The organism is Pseudorhodobacter turbinis, from assembly GCF_005234135.1.
Classification (GTDB): domain Bacteria; phylum Pseudomonadota; class Alphaproteobacteria; order Rhodobacterales; family Rhodobacteraceae; genus Pseudorhodobacter; species Pseudorhodobacter turbinis.
The window spans coordinates 1159403-1180160 of sequence record NZ_CP039965.1; the positions used below are offsets into that span (position 1 = coordinate 1159403).

A 20758-nucleotide genomic window follows, 5' to 3' on the forward strand; every position below is an offset into this window, starting at 1 on the left:
TGTCAATTCCAGCCAAAACAGCCGCAGCCTATGGCAGGCCCAGTGCCTGTTTTTTATCAGCAGCCCACTTCATGATCGCCAGATCAAATGTCAGTGCCATCAAGGAAACACAAATCCCCAACACGAAGTTCTTGCCAAGGTCTGTTCCGGCCAGCGTCCTTTGCAGCTCTTGCCCCAGATCCTGCGTGCCGATGAAGGCGGCAATGATCACCATAAAGAAGGCAAACATGATCGCCTGATTGAACCCGATAGCCATTGTCGGCAGCGCGAGCGGAAGCTGCACGTGCCATAGCTTTTGCATCTTGGTCGAGCCGGACATATCAGCCGCTTCCAATATCTCCATTGGTACCGTCCGCAAGCCTTCGATGGTGTAACGTGTCAGGGGCACCATCGCGAAAATCAGGATGGAAAAGATCACGGCAATATCTGTGATGCCGAACAACATGATGGCAGGGATCAGGTAGACGAAGCTGGGAAAGGTTTGCGCCGTATCGCAAATCAACAAAACCCGTTTCGACCATTTCTGCGATCTCGCGGCAAGAATGCCGATCGGCAGCCCGATCAACGCCGCCAAAACCACTGCCGAGATCACGGAATAAAGCGTAATCACGGCCCGATCCCACCAGCCCGACAAGGCCACCAGCGAAAAGAACACCAGCGCATAGACCGCTTGCTTGCGCCCTGCCAATGCAAACACAAATGACACGACCAGCAAGATGAAGGCCGGGGTCGGGATTGACAACATGAAGTTGCGGAACGGGATGAGTATTTTGACGTTCAGGAACGCCCGCAAAAACCCTGTCGTGGCCTTGACCCACTCGATGTTCAGGAACCCTTTGATCAGGTCGTCCAGTTCCTTGCCCTGACTGAAGTGTTGTTTGCGGCCAATCACGGTCGCCTCGGGGATAAACATGGATATGATCAAGAAGCCACCAAACAGCGCGGCCCCCAAAAGCAGCATTTTATGCCGCTTCCAAATCGGGGTGCCACGTACAAAATGGACGGGTTGTTTGGCCACCCATGCTTTTGACATCCGGTCCAGCGTCACGGCCAGAAGCACGATCGTGACACCAATTTCAAACGACCGACCCAGCTTGAAGCTGCCCATCATAGCCAGTAGTTTTGCGCCCAGCCCGGGCATGCCGATAAATGCTGTCAAAACCACCATGGCAAGGCACAGCATTATAACCTGATTGACGCCAACCAAGATCTCGGTGCGTGCTGAAGGAAGGTAGACATGGCGAAGCATCTGGTATCTGGAGCAGCCGCTCATCTTTCCCGCCTCGACCACCTCGGGGGAAACCTTTTGCAACCCCAGCGTTGTCATCAAGATCATCGGCGGCACGGCATAAACCATCGTTGCAACTGCGCCCGCAGTAGGGCCAACCTTAAAAAAGATAACGGCCGGCAACAGATAGGTGAAAAACGGCAGTGTTTGCAGCACAGACAGAACCGGCTTGATGACCTTATCCACCCAAGCGTATTTCCACGCCGCGATCCCCAGCGAAAGCCCGATTACAAAGGCAATAGGGGCTGCGATGACAAGAACAGACATCGTCTGCATCGCAATTTCCCATTGGCCGATCAGCGCCGTCCAAACCAGTGTCCCGCCGGAAAGAAGCGCCAGCCGCCAGCCGCCAAGGCTATATCCGATGACGGCCATTACGGCGGTCAGCGCAGTCCATGGGATCGGCCCCAGATAGGGCCAGCGGCGCTTGCCAAAGAAGATATTCCCCGAGGCATCAAGCAGCCACTCCAACCCTTCGGTCAGGGTGCGCGTGAACGCCAGCAGGCCCAAATCATCTTTGACGAAATTAAAGATGATATCCAGCCAGCCGGCAAAGTTCGGAACAATCGCGTCAGGAACGCGGTGCAGCCATGCGGGCAAAAGCCCAAGGTACTGAAGCACGGTCAGAAGGATCGCCGCCCCGACAAGGCCAAGGGCGATCTGCGGTTTTCCGATAGGGCGGGAAAATGCGGGCAAGAATAACGTTTGTTCGCTCATACCTCTGCCCCAAGCAGGATATCGAGCGCGGCCTTGCGTGGCAGCGCCCCGATCACGACACCGGCTTTTTGCACCGGAATCGTATCGCGTGAATCGTTGACCAGCATGCGCGCCATCGCGGCAACGCTGGATCGCACATCCACCGGCTGTCCTTCACCCGACAGACCCGCGACCATCAGCCCGCCTGCGCGCACGACGCGGGCTTTATCCACGTCATGCGTGAACTTGCGCACATATTCGGTGGCCGGGTTCAGCACGATCTTGTCAGGGGTATCGCATTGCTCGATCATGCCGCTTTTCATGATGGCGATACGGTCGGCGAGGCGCAGGGCCTCGTCAAAGTCATGGGTAATAAAGACAATCGTCTTGTTCAAAAGCTTTTGCAGCCGCAAGAATTCATCCTGCATTTCCTTGCGGATCAACGGGTCCAGGGCGCCGAAAGGCTCATCCAGGAACCAGATATCGGGCTCGATTGCCAGGCTGCGCGCGATGCCAACGCGTTGCTGTTGCCCGCCGGAAAGCTCACGCGGGAAATAATCCTCGCGCCCTTTAAGGCCGACCAGCTCGATCACCTCCATCGCGCGTTCGCGGCGGGTGTGTTTGTCTTGCCCGCGCATTTCCAGCGGAAAGGCGACGTTTTCAAGAACCGAGCGATGCGGGAGCAAGCCGAACGACTGAAACACCATGCCCATCTTGGAGCGGCGCAGCTCTATCAGCTCTTTTTCAGGCAGGGCCATAATATCCTGCCCGTCGACGGTAATTGTGCCGGCGGTAATGTCATGCAGGCGGGAAAAGCAGCGCACCAATGTCGACTTGCCAGAGCCCGAAAGCCCCATGATCACCAGCATCTCACCCTTTTGCACGTCAATGGAAACATTCTTGACGCCTGCGATGTAACCCTTGGCGTGGATTTCATCGAAGCTCATTCCGGGGCGCATGTTTTTGTAAAAATCTTTTGGTTTGTCTCCAAAGATTTTCCATATTTCCTTGCAAGAGATGACGGGTGTTTCGGCTGACATTTGAATCCTTTAAATAAGTCCTCCGCCCAGTATCCTTTGGGCGGAGGTATCAAAGTTTTGAAGGCTAGAGGGTTACTTTACCCAAGATTCCCAAACGGCTTTATTGGCGTCCATCCATTCGATCGCCGCGTCTTCCGGCTCCATGTCGTCGATATCGACAAGCTTGGCCATTGCAGCGATTTGGGGGTTGGTGAAGTTGATCTGCTGCAGCACATGGAATGCATCGGGCCATTTTTCTTCCATACCTTCCCACGCGGCTTTTTTCAGATAGCCGTCGGCAGGGTTGCCACAGTCAAAAACCTCGTCGGGGTTCGGGCCAACGGCGGGATCGGTGTCACAGCCGTCTTCCCAAGCAGGGAATTCCACGAATTCGCCGGGCCAAACAGCCTCGGCAAAGTTTGGTGTCCAGTTGAAAACCACAACCGGACGTTTGTCCGCTTCGGCCGCGCCGATTTCAGCCCAAAGTGCCGCCGCAGATCCGGCGTTCACCACGACAAAATCCATATCGAGGGCTGCGACGCGTTCCTGACCATGTTTCAGCCAGTCAACCGGACCATCAAGATAACGGCCCTTGTCGCCGGTTTCCGGTGTTGCAAACACGGCGGCACATTCGTTCAGCGCTTCCCAGTCGGGCAAGCCGGGGCATGCCTCTTTGGTCCACATCGGGTACCACCAGTCTTCGCGGGTGACCGCGTTGTGGTCGCCGACATCAACGATGCCGCCCTTATCCATTGCCGTGCGGAAGGATGCGCCAAAAGCACCTTCCCACACTTCCATCTCCAGTGTCACATCCCCCAGCCGCAGCGATTCATAAACCGCCTGGCTGTCGGTGGTCACGTATTCTACATGGTTGCCGATGCCTTCCAGCATTTCGCCTACAATTTTGGACATCACAATTTGGCTGGACCAGTTGTGGATCGGAATTACGATTGGATCGCTGCTATCCGCAGACATCGCCGCAAACGGCACAATAGTAAGCGCTGCAGCTGTCAAAGCTGTTGTCATCGTTTTCATATATATTCTTCCCTGCTTGGTTGCGCCTGTCATTCGGCACAACGGTCGTCCCACAGTTGCGGGACAGGTGTATAAATGCCCGGCGAAATGGTGATCGCCCGCTTACACTCAGCCACGTTGTCGCGCTTTTCTTCCTGACAAGCAAGTTATTTTCTCGGGGGGCGATGTGCGGCCCGTGCAATATGACGTCCACGCAGGGGTCGTAAAACGGTGTGCCGACCTATTTGACGGTGCGGTTCGGCGCGCTCGGGTTGAAGGCCTAAGGCTTCACCGGATAGCAGATAACCGCGATATAGCGGGCTGGAAATTTGATTAGGGCCTTTGGCCCATGCGGCACATCCGTATCAAAGAAAAGCGTATCGCCGGGTTTTAGTGAATATATTTCCTTACCATGACGATAGTCGATTTCGCCTTCCAGCATATAGATCGTTTCTATTCCGCCATGCTGAAAGGTCGGGAAGTCATCCGCGCCTTCGGTCAGGGTAATCAGAAAAGGTTCAACAATAACGCCGCTTGCATTGGCGCCAATATGGCCCAGCAAAGTGTATTGATAGCTCTCGCTCGTGCTTTGGCGCTCCAGTGCAAGCCCTTCGCCGGATTTGGTGTGCACGGCCATGCGCGTCTCTTCGAACCTGTGAAAAAACGTCGTCAACGGGACCGAGAGCGCATTGGCAAGCGTTTGAAGCGTGGTCAACGATGGGGAAATATTGCCGTGTTCAATCTTGGACAGCATCCCGATCGAAAGCCCCGTCGCACCGGAGAGTTCAGAAACCGTGATATCTCTTTTTCTGCGCAACGCCCGCACTTCACGGCCGATTGCCACCTCAAGAGCTTTCTCCCGATGCTCGCGAACGCTATGGGAATTTTGTTCAATCGCTTTCGCCGCCATAGCTGTTCCACTTCTTCAATTTGCAGCCCCAATTACCGGCTTATACTTTTGTGGCAAGGCTTTCATTTGCCGGACATCTTTTAATTTTAAAGTTTGAGGGTTGGAGTGTCCCCCTCGGGCAACCCAGTTTGAATGTTAATACATGGCTGGCTTCCGGTCTATCGGGATCATGTTTCCCCTGCGGCGGTCAGCTCGGACGAACGGTGCCTGTAAGGAAGTGTTCTTCAAACAGCTGTCCACGACAGCAGCGTTGAGTGCATTCAGAGATCTGGACATCCGCGCCAGATCCTTTCATCCTGAACCCGAGTGGCCCGGTGCCGCGATTAGGCAACTCGGAAACCTAACCTTTTGAGGGTTTGAAAAACTTCTCGCAATCGAAAGAGATGATGATGTTCTACTCCCGCTGTGTGGCGATAGTTCTGGCCCTTGTATGCGTGTTCGGTGGGGTCGCGACCGCCGAGACCGTTACCGGCACCGCGACCTTCCGCGAGCGGATCATGCCGCCAGCAGATGCGCGCCTGGTCGTGGTTTTGTCCGATGTTTCCCGCGCCGGCGCGCCGACGGTTGAGCTGGGCCGCGCCGAGATCAATAATGCAGGCGGCCCACCTTACGCGTTTGAGGTTGAGTATGATGCAAGCGAGATCAAACAAAACCACAGCTATGCGGTTCGGGCGACGCTTTGGGCCGGGGAACAAATGATGTTTACCACCGATACCGTCGCGCCCGTAATCACGCGGGGCGAACCGGATGAGGTCAACCTTGTTATGGTGCGGGTTACCTCTGAGGCTGGTCGAGACCCTGTCGCGGAGCAATCGCAAATCGGGGCGCACGGCCTGCAATTGCCTGCAACCTTCAAAGGCACGCTTCCTTGCGCGGATTGTGAAGGCATCTCCTATCATCTCGATCTCTGGCCTGATCAGGGCTATCACCTGCGCCGGGAATGGCTGGGCCATGGCGGGGATCCCGGCGACAACATTCAGGACGATACCGGCTTTTGGTATTCGGAGGCGCAAAGCAAAACAGTTGTCCTGTCAGGTTTGACCGAGACGCCCAACCAGTGGGAAGTGAAATCGCCGAACCGGATCCGGCAATTGGATATGGAGGGAAATGTAATTTCATCCGACCTCCCCTACGAGCTGACGGGAAACGGCATGTTGGATGAAACCGATGTCGAGAATGTCTTTCTAGGAGGCATGATGACCTATATGGCCGATGCTGCAATGTTTCAGGAGTGTCGTACGGGGCGCAGCTATCCTGTGGCCATGGACGGCGATTACCTCGCGATGGAGCGGGCGTATCTTGCCGATCAACCGGCAGCAGGTGCCCCGCTGTACGTGAATGTCGAAGGGTCCATAGTGATGCGCCCCGCGATGGAGGGACCGGCGCAGCGTAGCCTTGTTGTGAACCGGTTCGTTCGCACACGCCCCGGCATCACATGCGAGCGCCAACGCGCCGATGCATCGCTGACAAACACCTATTGGCGGATCGATGCGCTGGCAGGTGCGGATGTTGTTGGCCTGCCCTCAGGTGGTCGCGAGGCACATATGATCCTGCGCGAAAACGACGGCCGGTTCTCTGCGACAGTGGGATGCAACGCGATGATGGGTGATTTTACAAAGCAAGACGGTATATTGAGCTTTGGCAGAACGGCCGGGACACTCATGGCATGTCCGCCACCGCTGGGTACATCGGAACAAAGCCTCGCGCTGGCCCTTGAAGCTACGCAAAGCTACCGTATCAATGGCGAAACGCTAGCGCTCTATGATGCCGCCGATGAGATTGTCGCACTATTGACGGCGGTCTATTTGTATTGATGGTTTTCCTGCCGCTAGGTATTAACGTAACTCATTGATAATTAGTAGTTATTATAGGAATATACAACGGGTATTGGTCATGCCCCGGAGTGGGGGCATGACCTTTCATCTTTTGAGCCGGCGTTTGCGGCATCACACCACCCCCCGATGGGGCGAATGAAAGATCGACATATGAATGATAGTTGTCTGTTTTGCCGGATCGCTGCCCGCGAGCTGCCCGCTCATCGTATCTATGAGGATGACCACATTATGGCCTTCCTGGATTTGCATCCGATCCGCGCGGGCCATGTGCTTGTCATTCCCAAATCACACCATGCTTGGTTCGAAGATCTGCCAGAGGAGCTGGCAACGCGGATTACCAGCTGCGCTCAACGTTTGGCGAAGCGTATGAAGGCCCTTTATGCGGTTGAGCGCGTCGCCCTGTTCTACACCGGAATTCATGTGTCTCATGCGCATGCCCATGTGGTTCCCATGCATCACGCGCATGACGTCACCTCCCAAGCATATCTTTTGGAAGGGCCTGAGGGGCACACTTTGCCCCCTCGGCTTTCTGATGCCGAAATGGAGCAAATTGCCCGAGATCTGGGTGCTGAACAATAGCCACGCCTATCCGGTGATCCTGTTCCATGTCCCAAAATCCTTACGTTTGGGGCTTGGGTGATCAACGGGCGGGGCAGTCCGGGTGCTGTATTTATCATTCACGTAACGTGATTGTTTAATGCGCTACATTTGGGTGCCGAGCCTATGTTAATTTCTTTGTTTTTGGTTATTATAGCGCAAGTTCCGGAAAACGCGGGACGATATGGGCAATTTGCCCGTTATGGGAGGACACTATGCTAGAAAAAATGTTTGGTCGGTCGCTTGGTCTAATCGGCCCCGCAGCCTTGGTCGCGATGAGCTTTGGCGCCCCTGCGCTGGCGCAAGACCAGCTGTCGATTGCAACGGGCGGAACCGGCGGGACGTATTATCCGATCGGTGGCGGCTTGGCCGAAATTGTCAATAACCACGTTGAGGGTTATTCCGCGACCGCAGAGGTCACCGGCGCCTCGGTTGAAAATATGGGCCTGATTGCCACAGGCGATGCGGACCTTGCAATCGGCTTGGCCGATACGGTCGCGCAGGCTTATACGGGCACAGGAAAGTTCGACGGGCAGCAGTTGCCGATGGTGCGTGGGCTCGCCTCGCTATATGCAAACATGATACACATTGTGGCGCTTGAAGGCAGCGGGATCACCAGCCTGCAAGACCTGCGGGGCAAGCGCGTTTCGGTCGGGGCGCCCGGGTCGGGCACCGAAGTGAACGCCGCCGCTATCCTTGAGGCGAATGGCATCACCTATGATGACATCGATGAGCAGCGCTTGAACTTCAATGAGACCGCAGACGCCCTTGCCAACGGCGATATCGACGTGGGGTTCTGGTCTGTTGGTGCACCGACCTCATCGGTTCTGAACCTTGCGACGACGCAAAGCATCGTCATGATCCCGCTAAGCGAGGATGAGTTGAAGGCCGCCATGGATGCAGATGCAACCTTTGCCCTGACCTCCTTGGCCGGTGGCAGCTATGCCGGTGTGGACGACGATATTGCCGTTCTCGGTATTCCGAACGTTCTGGCCGTGTCGTCCGAGATGTCTGACGATCTGGCTTACAGCTTGACCAAGGCGATGTTCGAGAACATCGCAGATCTTCGGGCCGTGCATCCTGCGGCGAATGAGACCACGGTCGAATTCACAATGGGTGCGACACCGATCCCGTTGCACGCCGGTGCGCTGCGTTATTATGACGAAGTCGGCGCGGATGTTCCGGACGCTCTGCGCGAGTGAAGCATATGGTAAGAGGGGGGCTTTGTGCCCTCCTCCTTATCCTGACCGCAGGCATGAGCATGGCAGACCAACTGGTCGCCACACATGAGGATGGCCGCGAGATTGCCCGTTTTGACGTGCCGCGTGGCACCGGATGGTGTGTGCTTTGGCATCATTCTGTCGAAGGGTTCGAGGTGTCGGACTGCTATGAAAACCGCGACGGGCATATGGTGCTTGTGCAATCACATCTGCCGGATTTTGCCGCCGGTCTGGGGCATATCCCCGGCCGTGGAACGCAGGTATCGGACGGTGAGGGTGGCTACCTTATCCTGAATATCGACGAGCCGGTTCCCAATGATGCCTATATCCTGCGTCCCGGGTTGGGGCCTGTCGACCACCGTTTGCAGGTCGGCCGCAAAACCGTTTCGCTTTCTGCCGTAGCACCGCGCGAACGGGTAGAAATCGCCTTGATTAGGAATACAAACTGATGAACGCAGACCCTAACGCCCCCCTGACCCCGCCAGCCCAGCCGTGGCTTGTCCTGCGCGCGATCACCGTGATCGGGATATTGCTGTCGTTGTTCCAGCTTTATGCTGCGGGTGTGCAGCCTTTGGGATTGTTCTTTCAGCGCCCAATTCACCTTGGGTTTATCTTGGTGCTGTGCTTCCTGATCTATCCGGTGTTCGGCCAACACAAGCCTCGGGGGCCATTGGGATGGGCCATCGACGGCACGTTGATGGCCGCCAGCATCGTCGCGGGTGCTTGGCTGCCGGTTAACATCGACGTCATCGCCAATCAGATCTTTCCCCGTAGTGTTGACGTCTGGATCGGTATTCTGACCATCGTTGTGGTGCTAGAAGGCGCGCGCCGCGCTGTGGGTCTTGGCATGACTGTCATTGGCGCGTTCTTTATCGCCTATGCCTTTTCTGGACGTCGCGGAGAGCTGCCGTTTCTGGCCGATTGGATGCCCGGCATCTTGAACCATCGCGGCTATTCGCTTGATCGCCTGGCCAGCCAGATGACCCTTGGGGCAGAGGGCATCTTTGGTATCCCGCTGGGGGTTGCGGCCACGTTTGTTTTCATCTTCGTGCTGTTCGGCGCCTTCCTTGAGGCAACCGGTGCAGGCAAGTTCTTTATTGATCTGGCCTATGCTGCGACGGGCCGTCAACGGGGTGGTCCGGCCAAGGCCGCCGTTATCGCAAGTGCGGGCATGGGGTCCATCTCCGGCTCTGCGATCGCCAATGTCGTGACCACTGGTGCCTTTACGATTCCGCTTATGAAAAAGCTTGGCTACCGGCCCGCACAGGCCGGCGGGATCGAGGCCGCTGCCTCAACCGGCGGGCAGATCATGCCGCCGCTGATGGGTGCAGGGGCGTTCCTGATGAGCGAGTTTACGCGGGTGCCCTATGTCGAGATTGTGCTTGTCTCTATCTTCCCGGCCATCCTGTATTTCGGCACCGTGTACCTGCTGGTTCACATCGCCGCAGTGAAGCAAGGCATGCAAGGGTTGGACACCAAAGATCTGCCGAATGTACGCGATGTGCTGGCCGAGGGTTGGCACTTCTTGTTGCCGCTCGTTGCCCTTATCGCGCTGTTGGTTGCGGGATATTCACCGATGCGAGTCGGGTTCTACGCGATCCTTTCCATTCTCGCGGCGGCCTCTGCGCGTGCGATGTGGACGTTTGCATCGGGCAGCCCGTCGATGGCAGGTTTCGCCGTATTGTGCCGCCGCGGTGTTGCTCTGACGCTAGAGGCGCTGGAGCTGGGCGCACGGAATGCTGTTGCGGTATCAATGGCCTGTGCTGTGGCCGGTATCGTTGTCGGGGTTGTCGGGTTGACGGGGCTGGGTTTGAAGTTTTCGGCCATGATGATCGCGTTTTCGGGCGGAAATATCTTGCTGGCTTTGGTTCTTGTGCTGTTGGCAAGTCTGATCCTTGGCATGGGGCTGCCGGTGACTGCGGCCTATATCGTTTTGATCATCCTGGTCGGCCCTGCGCTAACTGAACAATTCGGCATGCCCATTCTGATCGCCCATCTCGTGGTGTTCTGGTACAGTCAGGATAGCAATGTGACCCCCCCGGTTGCCCTTGCCGGTTTTGCGGGCGCGGCGATTGCCGGATCGAAGCCGATGGAGACCAGCTTTCAGGCGTGGAAATACGCCAAGGGTCTTTATCTCATTCCGCTGTTTATGGTGTTCAACGAGGAAATTATCCTCGGCGGTCCGTTACCATTGGTGTTGTGGAGCGGGGCCATCGCAATCCTTGCGCTGGTTGCCTTTTCGGCGGCGCTTGAAGGGTTCCTTTGGGGGCCAATGGCACTGTGGATGCGGGTTCTGATTGTGCCCGGCGTGGTGGCATTGTTTTGGCCCGCCTTTGCGGTTGAGGTTGCAGGTGCCGTCTTGACCGTGCTGTTGCTCTGGCTGAACTGGTCGCAGGCGCGTCTTGATAATGGTTCTGCTGATGCATCGCCAATCCGTCATGCGCAGAAGTAAGCCGGAAGGGCTATTTTGATCTGCTGGCATAGCGCGACCGGTCGCCTATGCCAGCGGTCACAACCCAGCGCGGAGAAGCCCATGGAAATATTGTTTGTATTCTAGGGCAAGCTGTTAGGTAATCTTGCTGAGATATTTATGGCCCGTCATTTGTGTCGAGTTTTCCACCGTGTACGGTGGCCTGATGCAAATCATGCGATGGATGCGGTGCTTAACCAGATTTCGGGCCGTACGGGCACGCAGCATCTATATTGAGGTGCATGATGGTGGATCGCCCGCATTTGATGGCGTTGGGGTCAGGCCTCATGCCTGCAATACATCGCAAGAAAGACATCAACCGCGCTGCGTGATGTCGTGCGCAGGTTTTCTGTCGGAGGGGGGCTTGGGATTTTGTTGAACAGGCACTGGCGCCACAGCCCCGCACTGGAAAGTTCAATCAATTGATATGCGGCAAGCGTTGTGTCCGCAATCTCAAGCGTCTTTTTCGCGACCTCATCCTCTAGGAACCGTTGAATAAGCTGCTTCATCCGCAAGCCGCCGCCGTCATAAAACCGGCTGCCACATTGGGGTATGCGTTCGGCCATCGCGATCACTGTGCGCTGTGACCGGATCACCTCAGGGGTGCAAAGCATCTGCGCCAAGGTGAAGGTGAAATCATAAAGCTTTTCCCTGAAATCGCGGTCGCCACGAAGGCATTCCTCCAGACCCAGAAAAACGCGGCTACGTTCGCGTTCTATCAAGGCCTCAAAGAGGTCTTCTTTGTTGTTGAAGTAAACATATAGCGTGCTTTTTGAGACGTCTGCCGCGCGGCAGATGTCATTGACGCTGGCGGCATCAAAACCGCTTTCCATGAAAACGCGCGCAGCCCCTTCCAAGATGGCATCTCGTTTGGCCGGGTCTTGGCCTGCTGCGTATCGACGCGATTTGGGTGCTTTGATTTCCATGATGACATTCATAATCGAACCGATCGGTTTGATAAAGGCTTGTCTTTGCGTTTCGACGGGCATACATGCGACAAAACGAACCATGCGGTTCGATTCATTCCTGCCCCGGACACCGCATCCAGAACGATAAGGATACCCAAATGTCGCGCCCCAACAGCAAGAGCATCGAGACCGGTGAAACAGAAGATACCTCTGCGTCGGCGGATCGGCCCGCAAGCGAAGCGGCCCCGCCAAAGTCGCGCCGGAAACGGCTGATATTTGGCGTTGTTGGGCTCGTGTTGGTAGCGGGGCTTGCGGACGTTGGCTTTGGATATTGGACCACGGGCCGCTTCATGGTCGAGACCGACGACGCCTATGTGACCGCCGACACGACTTTGATCAGCAGCCGGGTGCAGGGCTATGTCGTTGAGGTTGCGGTAAACCATAATGAACAGGTCAAGGCGGGTCAGGTTCTGTTGCGGTTGGATGATGGTGATTACCGGATCGCGTTGGATACTGCCAAAGAACGGGTACGCACGGCCGATCAAACCATTGCCCGTATCGGCGCGCAAATTGCAGCGGCCGAGGCCGGGGTTGTGCAAGCACAGGCGCAGCAAGCGGTTGCACAGGCGCAACTGACGGCGGCCAAACGGGCGTATGATCGTGCACACCAATTGCTTGCAACCAATGTCGTCTCACAGGCGCAACTGGACCAAGCGACGGAGCTGCTTGACACCACAACGGCGTCCTTGGCGAGTGCAGCCGCCGCAATTCGCAATGCCGAGGCGCAGGTCGGTGTGTTGCATGCCCAGCAAGCCGAGGCCAAAGGGACCAAGCATGAATTGGAACTGGCCGTTGCCCAAGCGCAGCGCAATCTGGACCTTACTGTTTTACGGGCCCCGACGGATGGAACTGTTGGTAATATGTCGGTTGAAATCGGCGATCTGGTCACGGCGGGCACACGGCTGGCTGCATTGGTCCCGATGAATACGCTTTATGTCGAGGCAAATTTCAAAGAAACCCAGATCGCTGACGTGGCCCTTGGGGCGCATGTAGGCATCACATTTGATGCCATCCCCGATAAGACATTCGAAGGACGGGTGGAGTCGATTTCGCCTGCGACGGGCTCTGTGTTTTCGCTATTGCCTGCCGATAACGCGACCGGCAACTTTACCAAAATCGTGCAGCGTATTCCCGTACGGATCAGTATTCCCGAGACGGCTTTGGTTGTGGGCAATTTGCGTGCCGGCTTGTCTGCGGTCGTTGAAGTCGACAAGCGCAGCGGCACCCCCCACGCTAAAATGGTTCAGGCCGAGTAACTGCCATGACATCCCAAGCCCCAGAGGTCTCGACCGAACTCACACCTCGGCGTGTGATTGCCTTTTTTATCATGGTTTTCGGGATGTTCATGGCGATTTTGGACATCCAGATCGTTTCGGCCTCGTTGCCTGATATTCAGGCAGGTTTGGGGGCCAGCTCGGATGAGATCAGCTGGGTGCAGACCTCTTATCTGATTGCCGAAGTGATCATGATCCCGCTCTCCGGCTTCTTGGCGCGGATGATGTCCACGCGGGTTCTATTTACCATTGCGGCGGCAGGTTTTACCTGCGCCAGCTTTATGTGTGCCACCTCGACCACCATCACCGAGATGATCATCTGGCGCGCACTTCAGGGCTTTTTGGGCGGCGGGATGATCCCTTCTGTTTTTGCCGCAGCCTTTACCATTTTCCCTCCAGCCAAGCGCAATGTGGTCTCGCCCTTGATCGGGCTGATTGCCACGCTCGCGCCAACGGTGGGGCCTACGGTGGGGGGGTATCTTAGCCATACAATGTCTTGGCATTGGCTGTTTTTGGTCAATGTCATTCCCGGCATTGGCGTGGCAATCGGCGCGTGGATGCTTATTGATTTCGACCGCCCGAACTGGAAGCTGTTTGACCGGTTTGACTGGTGGGGGCTTGGTGCCTTGGCGGCCTTTCTGGGCGCAATGGAATTTGTGCTGGAGGAAGGCCCGTCAAACGATTGGTTCGATGACCACATGGTTGCGATCATGACCTTGGTTATGGTGGTCGGCGGCGTTGTCACATTCTGGCGCGCCTTTACCCGCGATGAGCCGCTGGTGGATTTTTCGGCTTTTAGGGATGCCAATTTCGCGGTCGGCTCGGTTTTCAGCTTTACCATGGGGATTGGGCTTTACGGGCTTACTTATCTTTACCCGCTGTATCTGGCGTCGATCCGTGGCTATGACAGCCTGATGATCGGTCAGACAGTGTTCATTTCCGGCCTTGCGATGTTCCTCAGCGCGCCAGTGGTGGGCATGCTTTCCTCCAAGGTCGATCTACGGATCATCTTGCTTGTGGGCTTTCTGGGGTTTGCCTCATCCACCTGGATGTTGACGGGAATGACGGCGGAATGGGATTTCGCTGAACTGCTGTGGCCGCAGATCATTCGGGGGGCGTCCTTGATGTTATGCATGGTGCCGATCAATAACCTGGCACTTGGCACCTTGCCGGCAGATAAGATGAAGGGGGCGTCGGGGCTCTATAACCTGATGCGCAACCTTGGGGGGGCGGTTGGATTGGCTGTCATCAACACATTGCTGACCGATCGCAGCAGTCTGCACAGCGCACGTCTGTCCGAGGCCCTGAACTGGACCAATGATGAGGCCGTCCGCCAGCTGGAGATGTTGGCCGCGAATGCATCCGCACGTGGGCTGGACGGCGAGATGACCGCTTTACAGCAGATGGCCGGGCGTGTGCTGGCACAGGCGACGGTAATGTCGTTTATCGATGTGTTTTATCTGATCACGGGCCTCTTTGCGGGCCTTGCCTTTGCTGCCCTATTGATGAAACCACCCGCAAAGGGCGGCGCAGCAGAGGCGCATTGATGCTCTAGTTTTCGCCCGCATTGCCAACCCCGGGATGGCGGCGCGCATTCAGGGCCAAAACATCAAACCGCAGGGTCACTTCGCCGGCCAGCTCGAACATCAAGGTTAGATCCACAGCCTGCCCTTTCTCAAGCCGTTCCGTCAGGCCGGTGATCATCATATGCTTGCCGCCCGGGGTCAGTGACACGCTTTCGCCGGCGGGGATGGGCAGGCCTCGGGGCAGGGGGTGCATGGCTATGATGCCATCATGGTTGACCATATCATGGAGCATGACAGTCTCGCCAAAGGGGGCAGTAACCGACAGTAGCCTGTCATCTTGCGCGCCTGTGTTGGTCATCGTGACATAGGCCGCACCAACGGGGGCACGCGGCATGGTTGCCCGAATAAAGGCCCCCGTTATTGTGATCTCGCCCAGTTGCACTTCGGCGGCCGGTTCAGGGGTTTGCGCCAGAACCGGCGCGGCGAATACGGTTGCGCCGAAAAACATTGCGAAAAGAAGGGGTTCCATTTGGATGATCCTTATCTGGGGGCGCTGTTATTGGAGGCTTCAGGTGGCGCTTGCGGATAGGCCGTTCTCCCGAAGGCATCGAACCGCGCAGAGAAATCGGGGCCAAGCGCTGCCTCTTGCGCCCTGACTTCCGCCAGAAAGGGGGTGCTGTCGCGCCGTGACATACCAAGGCTGACGAGCGTTGAGGGCAAGAGAAGGCTGTCGTTTGATATCAGCCCGGCCCTCCAGCCCTCCGGTCCGTTTCGCAAGAAAACCCGCGCAGCCTCAAAGCCAAAGGTCCAGCCCGCGATGGCTATATCGCCCGCAATGGTGATCGGCGCGATAATGGCATCCGGTGTTGCGCGTTCGGCGCGCACAGCCGTTGTGATGTCCGCAATCGCTGCGGCGCAATCGCTGCGGCGCGGTCGATCCGGGGGGCGGCTTGCGGCATTTGCGATACGGGATCGTGTTCGGTTTCAGTTTCCATCGGATCGATCAGGAAAAACATATCGAACCGGCCGCGCTGTTGAAAAATCATCGCGCCGGTCAATTCCGCGCCCTCAAACAAGGGGCGGTTCACATTGGCAAGGCTGCCGCGCATTTCGCCCCGTGACAGCAACACAACCTCGCCTGCCGGAATGTCAATCCACGCGCGTTCTTGCATGGTGGTTGCGCCTTGTGCATCCGTGACGGGGTGGAGGAACCGCAGCTTGCCAAAGGGCGTCTCTGCCCCGAGCAGACGTTCATCCGTGGGGCCGTCATTGGCCAGCGCCATATAGACCGCCGCAGTGTTTGCACCCAACGGGGTGGCGGGGAGCGATGGGTGGATGATTTGCAGATCACCCCAAAAGAATTCATGCGCATAGGCAGGCAGGGCGGAACAAAGCATGACAAGGAGTGCAAGTATTCTCATGGGGTTATCCTATCAATGCTGGCGGGGTGATTTTCGGGCCAAGGGTCGCTATAGGCAGGGTTGGTCAGGAAGGTCCCATCCGTCAGGCTGTGCAGAAAGGCGATGATGTCCGCGATCTCATCGTCGCTGGCCTCAAACCCGATGATCATGCCGTCCTTATGCGGATTTTGTGCACCATCCCCCGCAAAGGGGCCTTCCTCTATTTTCCGGCCTGCACGGGCGTAATGGGCCAGCACCTCCTTTAGCGTCGCGACGGAGCCATCGTGGAAATAGGGGGCCGTTACGCCCACATTGCGCAGGCTTGGCGTGCGAAAACGCCCCATGTCATCATCCGAGCCGGTGAATTCATGAAGCCCTGTGGCCTCGGGTGGATAGGCCCCTGTGCCGTTGATGTTATAAAGTCCTGTGTTATGGCTGCCGGTTTCGGCGCTGGCGCTGCGTGTGGTCTGAAGGTTGTCGGTAAACATCACGCCCACATGGCAATGATAGCATTCAAAGCGGTGGTCAAAGAACAACTGTTCGCCCCGCTTCGCAGCATCTGAAAGGGCATCTTTCTCGTCCCAATATTTGAAACGGTCATAGGGGCTGTCGAGGGAGATCAACGTGCGTTGAAACGCGCCGAGCGCGCGGGTAACCGTAAACAGATCCACCTCTGGGCGGTCGGGAAATGCGGTTGCGAAGGCTTTGACATAATAGGGATCGGCCGAAAGGCGCGCAAATATCTCACCTTCGCGGCCGTTGCCGCCCATTTCAACAGGGTTGTCGCCAAACATCGGCACCAAGGCCTGAAACTTAAGGCTGGTCATATGGGGGTTGCCCCGTGTGAGCAGGGGGAAATAGCCGACATTGGCAAGCGACGGTGCATTGCGGATGCCAAGTGTGTCGTCGATGCCGATGCCGATGCCGATGGCTAGGGCGCGCCCGTCCGTAAAGGCGCGGGCCTGATCGTGGCAGGACGCACAGGCGACAGTGCTGTCCAGCGAAATTCGCGCATCATAAAACAGATGGCGTCCCAGTTCGACCTTGGCCGACGTCATCGGGTTGTCTTCGGGAACGGGCGGCGGGGCCATCCACGCAGGGATTGGCCAAATGAATGGCCGCCCCATGTCGGGCAAATGATAAAGCATCGGAGAGGCAGTGTTCGTAAGACATTTACATTGCGCATTTTAGACGCAGTGCTTTTTGAGCTCGGCCAGCTATTGGTCACACTATCCATGATTGCTTACTATTTGAGGATTGGGCTGTGGCAAGCGTTTGTTATGGATTTGGCCTTAGTCGTTTTCTACCTGATTTATGCTTTTGTGTATAACTGGGGTTATGACCAAGCCTTTCCTTTGCCCAAAGAAGGGTAGTCTTCGTTGACATTCTGTTCTCTATTCAAGCTTGCGGATCTTGGCAGGATCACATTCTCCAACGCCGCATTGACCGAAAGACAGGCCAAGGTAGCTTGCCAAACGGCAGCGGCGTAAGCGCAAAGCGTCAAAACAATCTAAATACCTGTTTACAAAATAAAATCGCCCACATCTCGGTGGGCGATGGTCATTTGATCTGTGTCGCAATGGACAGTATTTCGTGTGTCTAACAACACGGGTTATTTCATTCCCTCACATCCGCGCACACAATCTAAATATAGAAAAGGCGCCCAGCGGTCATCCTATATGTTGTATTTTGATACTCTTCGCGGGATCTTCGGCCCGATTTACAATACTCAGTGGGTCCAGACGCCGCGCCGATTGGTTGCGAAGTTGTCGCCGTATCCGCCGGGGCGAATATTGGCCTTGCGCGGTTTTGTCTCGGTCACTGAATACTGGATGCCATGGGCTTTGGCATAGGTTTCAGCAGCTTCCCGGCTGTCAAACCGCAAACGGACTTGTGCGTTCATATCCTCGCTAGAGGTCCAGCCCATCAACGGGTCCACAGACCGCGCGGATGCCGGAACAAAATCCAGAACCCAGTTTTTGGTTTTGGCTGTTCCCGATTGCATGGCATTGCGGGCGGGTTGATAAATGCGGGCGCGCATGGGCAGGCTCCTTGGACGTGGCTTACCACCATATGCCGGAGAAAGCGGGGGATTTGCAAGGGCTTTGCGGTTTGGTGCTGTCGACCAATCACTGGGAGTGTGGTGGGGTGTGTGGTGCGATCGGTCGACAGACTAAGCTGCTTGCACGATTACTTTGCATCATGGTTTCCAGCAACTCAACCAAAAGATGCAAAATTAGCTTGTTTATTCCATAAAATTGAAACTCATTTGCTAACTTTTTAGGAACCTTGGCTAACAACAGCTTAACAGCCCTTGAACCGGAACAAAAACGGACCAATCTTGGGGGCGAAGGAATCAGCATGCCCCATAACAATATGAACGCCCCCGCAATACGGCCAGAGGTCCTGACCCGCCCCAAGCTGGAAGGCGGGCGGAGGTTTAAACTTTCGACGCCGTTTGAACCCGCAGGCGACCAGCCCACCGCGATCAAAGAGCTGGCGGGCGGCATCATGGGGGGCGAGCGCGATCAGGTCTTGCTGGGCGCCACCGGCACCGGCAAAACCTTCACCATGGCCAAGGTGATCGAGGAAACGCAGCGCCCCGCCATCATCCTTGCGCCCAATAAAACGCTGGCCGCCCAGCTTTACGGCGAATTCAAAGGGTTTTTTCCCGATAACGCCGTCGAATATTTCGTCAGCTATTATGACTATTACCAACCCGAGGCCTATGTCGCGCGCTCCGATACCTTCATCGAAAAGGAATCGCAGATCAACGAGCAGATCGACCGGATGCGCCACTCGGCCACGCGGGCATTGCTGGAACGTGACGATGTGATCATCATCGCTTCGGTGTCTTGCATCTATGGTATCGGCTCGGTTGAGACCTATTCCGCGATGACCCAAGACCTTGTAACCGGCCAAAGTTATGACCAACGGCAGATGATCGCGGAGCTGGTCGCCCAGCAATACCGCCGCAACGATCAGGCGTTTCAGCGCGGTTGCTTTCGGGTGCGTGGCGATTCCCTAGAGGTCTGGCCCGCCCACCTTGAGGATCGCGCCTGGCGGTTTTCCTTTTTCGGTGAGGAGCTGGAGGCGATTATCGAATTTGACCCGCTGACGGGGGCAAAGACCGACAATTTTCAACAAATCCGTATCTATGCGAATTCGCATTATGTCACCCCGCGCCCGACGATGAACCAAGCCGTTATTGGCATCAAAAAAGAGCTGCGGATGCGGCTGGACCAGCTGACCGCCGAGGGCAAGCTTTTGGAGGCGCAGCGGTTGGAGCAACGCTGTTCCTTTGATCTGGAGATGCTGGAGGCAACTGGCGTTTGCAACGGGATTGAGAACTATTCCCGCTATTTGACGGGTCGCGCACCGGGCGAGCCACCGCCGACGTTGTTTGAATTTATCCCCGATAATGCCATTGTGTTTGCCGACGAATCCCATGTTTCCGTGCCGCAGATCGGGGGCATGTATAAGGGTGACTTTCGGCGCAAGATGACGCTGGCCGAACACGGGTTTCGCTTGCCGTCCTGCATGGACAACCGTCCCCTGAAGTTTGAGGAATGGGATGCGATGCGCCCGCAGTCGATCTTCGTTTCGGCCACCCCTTCAAAATGGGAGCTGGAGCAAGCCGGCGGTGTGTTCACTGAACAGGTCATCCGCCCCACCGGCTTGGTTGATCCCATGGTCGAAATCCGCCCGGTTGAGGCACAAGTTGATGACCTGCTGGATGAAATCCGCCGTGTGGCACTGGCTGGCTTACGGGTCTTGGTCACGGTGTTGACCAAGCGCATGGCCGAGGATTTGACCGAGTATTTCCACGAGCAGGGCATCCGCATCCGCTACATGCACTCGGACATTGATACGATTGAACGTATTGAAATCATTCGGGATTTGCGGCTTGGGGCGTTTGATGTGCTTGTCGGGATCAACCTTTTGCGTGAGGGGTTGGATATTCCTGAATGCGGCTTGGTTGCAATTCTGGATGCCGATAAGGAAGGGTTCCTGCGCTCTGAGACCTCATTGATCCAGACCATTGGCCGTGCGGCGCGGAACTCGGAAGGGCGGGTGATTATGTATGCCGATCGTATCACCGGATCAATGGAACGTGCGATGGGCGAAACCGATCGTCGTCGTGCCAAACAGATCGCCTATAATGAGCTGCACGGCATCACACCGACGACCGTCAAGAAGAATGTCGAGGATATTCTGGCGGGGCTGTGGAAAGGCGATACCGATCAGTCACGCGTTACCGCCAAGGTCGAACCCATGCTTGGCAGCAACCTGTCGGCGCATCTGGATGCATTGCGGGTGCAAATGCGTAAAGCCGCCGAGAACCTCGAATTTGAAGAGGCCGCCCGTCTGCGCGATGAGGTCAAGCGTCTGGAAACCGTGGAGCTGGCCATCGCGGATGACCCGCTTGCGCGGCAATCGGTGGTAGAGGGTGCTGTGGAGGATGCGCAGAAAATGGCGGGGCGTTCTACTGCCGGTCGGGGCGGAATGCGTGGGGGCAAGCCGCGTCGGGGGCGCTAACC

At 56.4% G+C, this 20758-nt stretch carries 19 protein-coding genes; 9 read left to right on the forward strand and 10 right to left on the reverse strand.

Annotated elements, in window-relative coordinates; genetic code table 11:
• Positions 1–28: 28 nt before the first annotated feature.
• The 4 genes from EOK75_RS18015 to EOK75_RS18030 form a co-directional block, all read right to left on the reverse strand.
• A complete protein-coding gene (locus tag EOK75_RS18015; RefSeq protein WP_137195393.1) occupies positions 29–2005 on the reverse strand; it encodes an ABC transporter permease in 1977 nt (658 codons plus the stop codon).
• Positions 2002–3024 (reverse strand): quaternary amine ABC transporter ATP-binding protein, encoded by a 1023-nt coding sequence (locus EOK75_RS18020; protein ID WP_137195394.1) that lies wholly within the window; start codon positions 3022–3024, stop codon positions 2002–2004. The genes EOK75_RS18015 and EOK75_RS18020 overlap by 4 nt, the downstream gene beginning before the upstream one ends.
• Positions 3025–3096: 72 nt before the next feature.
• On the reverse strand, positions 3097–4038 hold the full coding sequence (locus EOK75_RS18025; RefSeq protein ID WP_137195395.1) for an ABC transporter substrate-binding protein: 942 nt from the start codon (positions 4036–4038) through the stop codon (positions 3097–3099).
• A gap of 259 nt (positions 4039–4297) precedes the next feature.
• Positions 4298–4927: a helix-turn-helix domain-containing protein gene (locus EOK75_RS18030; protein WP_137195396.1), complete on the reverse strand. Its 630-nt coding sequence runs from the start codon at positions 4925–4927 to the stop codon at positions 4298–4300.
• A 389-nt stretch (positions 4928–5316) separates the two neighbouring features.
• Between EOK75_RS18030 and EOK75_RS18035 the strand changes: the two genes are divergently transcribed.
• The 5 genes from EOK75_RS18035 (at position 5317) to EOK75_RS18055 (ending at position 11031) form a co-directional block, all read left to right on the forward strand.
• A complete protein-coding gene (locus EOK75_RS18035; protein ID WP_168199289.1) occupies positions 5317–6741 on the forward strand; it encodes a YbaY family lipoprotein in 1425 nt (474 codons plus the stop codon).
• Positions 6742–6912: 171 nt separating this feature from the next.
• Entirely contained in the window at positions 6913–7341 is a 429-nt protein-coding gene (locus tag EOK75_RS18040) for an HIT family protein (protein WP_137195398.1), read from the forward strand.
• A gap of 233 nt (positions 7342–7574) precedes the next feature.
• A complete protein-coding gene (locus tag EOK75_RS18045; protein ID WP_240794083.1) occupies positions 7575–8561 on the forward strand; it encodes a TAXI family TRAP transporter solute-binding subunit in 987 nt (328 codons plus the stop codon).
• A gap of 59 nt (positions 8562–8620) precedes the next feature.
• Positions 8621–9028: a DUF1850 domain-containing protein gene (locus EOK75_RS18050; RefSeq protein ID WP_240794084.1), complete on the forward strand. Its 408-nt coding sequence runs from the start codon at positions 8621–8623 to the stop codon at positions 9026–9028.
• A complete protein-coding gene (locus tag EOK75_RS18055) occupies positions 9028–11031 on the forward strand; it encodes a TRAP transporter permease (RefSeq protein ID WP_137195399.1) in 2004 nt (667 codons plus the stop codon). The genes EOK75_RS18050 and EOK75_RS18055 overlap by 1 nt, the downstream gene beginning before the upstream one ends.
• A 296-nt stretch (positions 11032–11327) precedes the next feature.
• Here EOK75_RS18055 and EOK75_RS18060 read toward each other — a convergent pair whose 3' ends face one another.
• Complete coding sequence (locus EOK75_RS18060; protein WP_137195400.1) at positions 11328–11975, reverse strand: TetR/AcrR family transcriptional regulator; 648 nt, start codon at positions 11973–11975, stop codon at positions 11328–11330.
• 140 nt (positions 11976–12115) lie between these two features.
• Here EOK75_RS18060 and EOK75_RS18065 point away from each other — a divergent pair, with 140 nt between their 5' ends.
• Positions 12116–13273, forward strand: a complete 1158-nt coding sequence (locus tag EOK75_RS18065; RefSeq protein WP_137195401.1) for an HlyD family secretion protein — start codon at positions 12116–12118, stop codon at positions 13271–13273.
• A 5-nt stretch (positions 13274–13278) separates the two neighbouring features.
• Positions 13279–14838, forward strand: coding sequence for a DHA2 family efflux MFS transporter permease subunit (locus EOK75_RS18070; RefSeq protein ID WP_137195402.1), 1560 nt, complete (start codon positions 13279–13281; stop codon positions 14836–14838).
• Between the two features lie 4 nt (positions 14839–14842).
• On the opposite strand, the gene EOK75_RS18075 is transcribed toward EOK75_RS18070, so the two are convergent.
• Genes EOK75_RS18075 through EOK75_RS18090 form a run of 4 tightly spaced genes read right to left on the reverse strand, consistent with a single transcriptional unit; the run spans position 14843 to position 17365 of the window.
• Entirely contained in the window at positions 14843–15346 is a 504-nt protein-coding gene (locus tag EOK75_RS18075) for a copper chaperone PCu(A)C (protein ID WP_240794085.1), read from the reverse strand.
• 11 nt (positions 15347–15357) lie between these two features.
• On the reverse strand, positions 15358–15702 hold the full coding sequence (locus EOK75_RS18080) for a copper uptake system-associated protein (RefSeq protein ID WP_168199290.1): 345 nt from the start codon (positions 15700–15702) through the stop codon (positions 15358–15360).
• Positions 15639–16238, reverse strand: coding sequence for a copper chaperone PCu(A)C (locus EOK75_RS18085; RefSeq protein WP_137195404.1), 600 nt, complete (start codon positions 16236–16238; stop codon positions 15639–15641). Before EOK75_RS18085 ends, EOK75_RS18080 begins: the two co-directional genes overlap by 64 nt.
• Complete coding sequence (locus EOK75_RS18090) at positions 16235–17365, reverse strand: methanobactin export MATE transporter MbnM (RefSeq protein ID WP_137195405.1); 1131 nt, start codon at positions 17363–17365, stop codon at positions 16235–16237. The genes EOK75_RS18085 and EOK75_RS18090 overlap by 4 nt, the downstream gene beginning before the upstream one ends.
• Here EOK75_RS18090 and EOK75_RS18095 point away from each other — a divergent pair.
• A complete protein-coding gene (locus EOK75_RS18095) occupies positions 17354–17590 on the forward strand; it encodes a chlorhexidine efflux transporter (RefSeq protein WP_240794086.1) in 237 nt (78 codons plus the stop codon). The genes EOK75_RS18090 and EOK75_RS18095 overlap by 12 nt on opposite strands.
• A 356-nt stretch (positions 17591–17946) precedes the next feature.
• Here EOK75_RS18095 and EOK75_RS18100 read toward each other — a convergent pair whose 3' ends face one another.
• Positions 17947–18258 (reverse strand): ETC complex I subunit, encoded by a 312-nt coding sequence (locus EOK75_RS18100; protein WP_137195407.1) that lies wholly within the window; start codon positions 18256–18258, stop codon positions 17947–17949.
• A 320-nt stretch (positions 18259–18578) separates the two neighbouring features.
• Here EOK75_RS18100 and uvrB point away from each other — a divergent pair, with 320 nt between their 5' ends.
• On the forward strand, positions 18579–20756 hold the full coding sequence (gene uvrB, locus EOK75_RS18105; protein ID WP_137195408.1) for an excinuclease ABC subunit UvrB: 2178 nt from the start codon (positions 18579–18581) through the stop codon (positions 20754–20756).
• Positions 20757–20758 lie beyond the last annotated feature (2 nt).

What these genes read in the sequence shown, in the direction of transcription:
- EOK75_RS18015 (WP_137195393.1), bottom strand. Translation starts at nt 2,005, where the DNA reads ATGAGCGAACAAACGTTATTCTTGCCCGCATTTTCCCGCCCTATCGGA.
- EOK75_RS18020 (WP_137195394.1), bottom strand. Translation starts at nt 3,024, where the DNA reads ATGTCAGCCGAAACACCCGTCATCTCTTGCAAGGAAATATGGAAAATC.
- EOK75_RS18025 (WP_137195395.1), bottom strand. Translation starts at nt 4,038, where the DNA reads ATGAAAACGATGACAACAGCTTTGACAGCTGCAGCGCTTACTATTGTG.
- EOK75_RS18030 (WP_137195396.1), bottom strand. Translation starts at nt 4,927, where the DNA reads ATGGCGGCGAAAGCGATTGAACAAAATTCCCATAGCGTTCGCGAGCAT.
- EOK75_RS18035 (WP_168199289.1), top strand. Translation starts at nt 5,317, where the DNA reads ATGTTCTACTCCCGCTGTGTGGCGATAGTTCTGGCCCTTGTATGCGTG.
- EOK75_RS18040 (WP_137195398.1), top strand. Translation starts at nt 6,913, where the DNA reads ATGAATGATAGTTGTCTGTTTTGCCGGATCGCTGCCCGCGAGCTGCCC.
- EOK75_RS18045 (WP_240794083.1), top strand. Translation starts at nt 7,575, where the DNA reads ATGCTAGAAAAAATGTTTGGTCGGTCGCTTGGTCTAATCGGCCCCGCA.
- EOK75_RS18050 (WP_240794084.1), top strand. Translation starts at nt 8,621, where the DNA reads ATGGCAGACCAACTGGTCGCCACACATGAGGATGGCCGCGAGATTGCC.
- EOK75_RS18055 (WP_137195399.1), top strand. Translation starts at nt 9,028, where the DNA reads ATGAACGCAGACCCTAACGCCCCCCTGACCCCGCCAGCCCAGCCGTGG.
- EOK75_RS18060 (WP_137195400.1), bottom strand. Translation starts at nt 11,975, where the DNA reads ATGGAAATCAAAGCACCCAAATCGCGTCGATACGCAGCAGGCCAAGAC.
- EOK75_RS18065 (WP_137195401.1), top strand. Translation starts at nt 12,116, where the DNA reads ATGTCGCGCCCCAACAGCAAGAGCATCGAGACCGGTGAAACAGAAGAT.
- EOK75_RS18070 (WP_137195402.1), top strand. Translation starts at nt 13,279, where the DNA reads ATGACATCCCAAGCCCCAGAGGTCTCGACCGAACTCACACCTCGGCGT.
- EOK75_RS18075 (WP_240794085.1), bottom strand. Translation starts at nt 15,346, where the DNA reads ATGGAACCCCTTCTTTTCGCAATGTTTTTCGGCGCAACCGTATTCGCC.
- EOK75_RS18085 (WP_137195404.1), bottom strand. Translation starts at nt 16,238, where the DNA reads ATGAGAATACTTGCACTCCTTGTCATGCTTTGTTCCGCCCTGCCTGCC.
- EOK75_RS18095 (WP_240794086.1), top strand. Translation starts at nt 17,354, where the DNA reads ATGATAAAGCATCGGAGAGGCAGTGTTCGTAAGACATTTACATTGCGC.
- EOK75_RS18090 (WP_137195405.1), bottom strand. Translation starts at nt 17,365, where the DNA reads ATGCTTTATCATTTGCCCGACATGGGGCGGCCATTCATTTGGCCAATC.
- EOK75_RS18100 (WP_137195407.1), bottom strand. Translation starts at nt 18,258, where the DNA reads ATGCGCGCCCGCATTTATCAACCCGCCCGCAATGCCATGCAATCGGGA.
- uvrB (WP_137195408.1), top strand. Translation starts at nt 18,579, where the DNA reads ATGCCCCATAACAATATGAACGCCCCCGCAATACGGCCAGAGGTCCTG.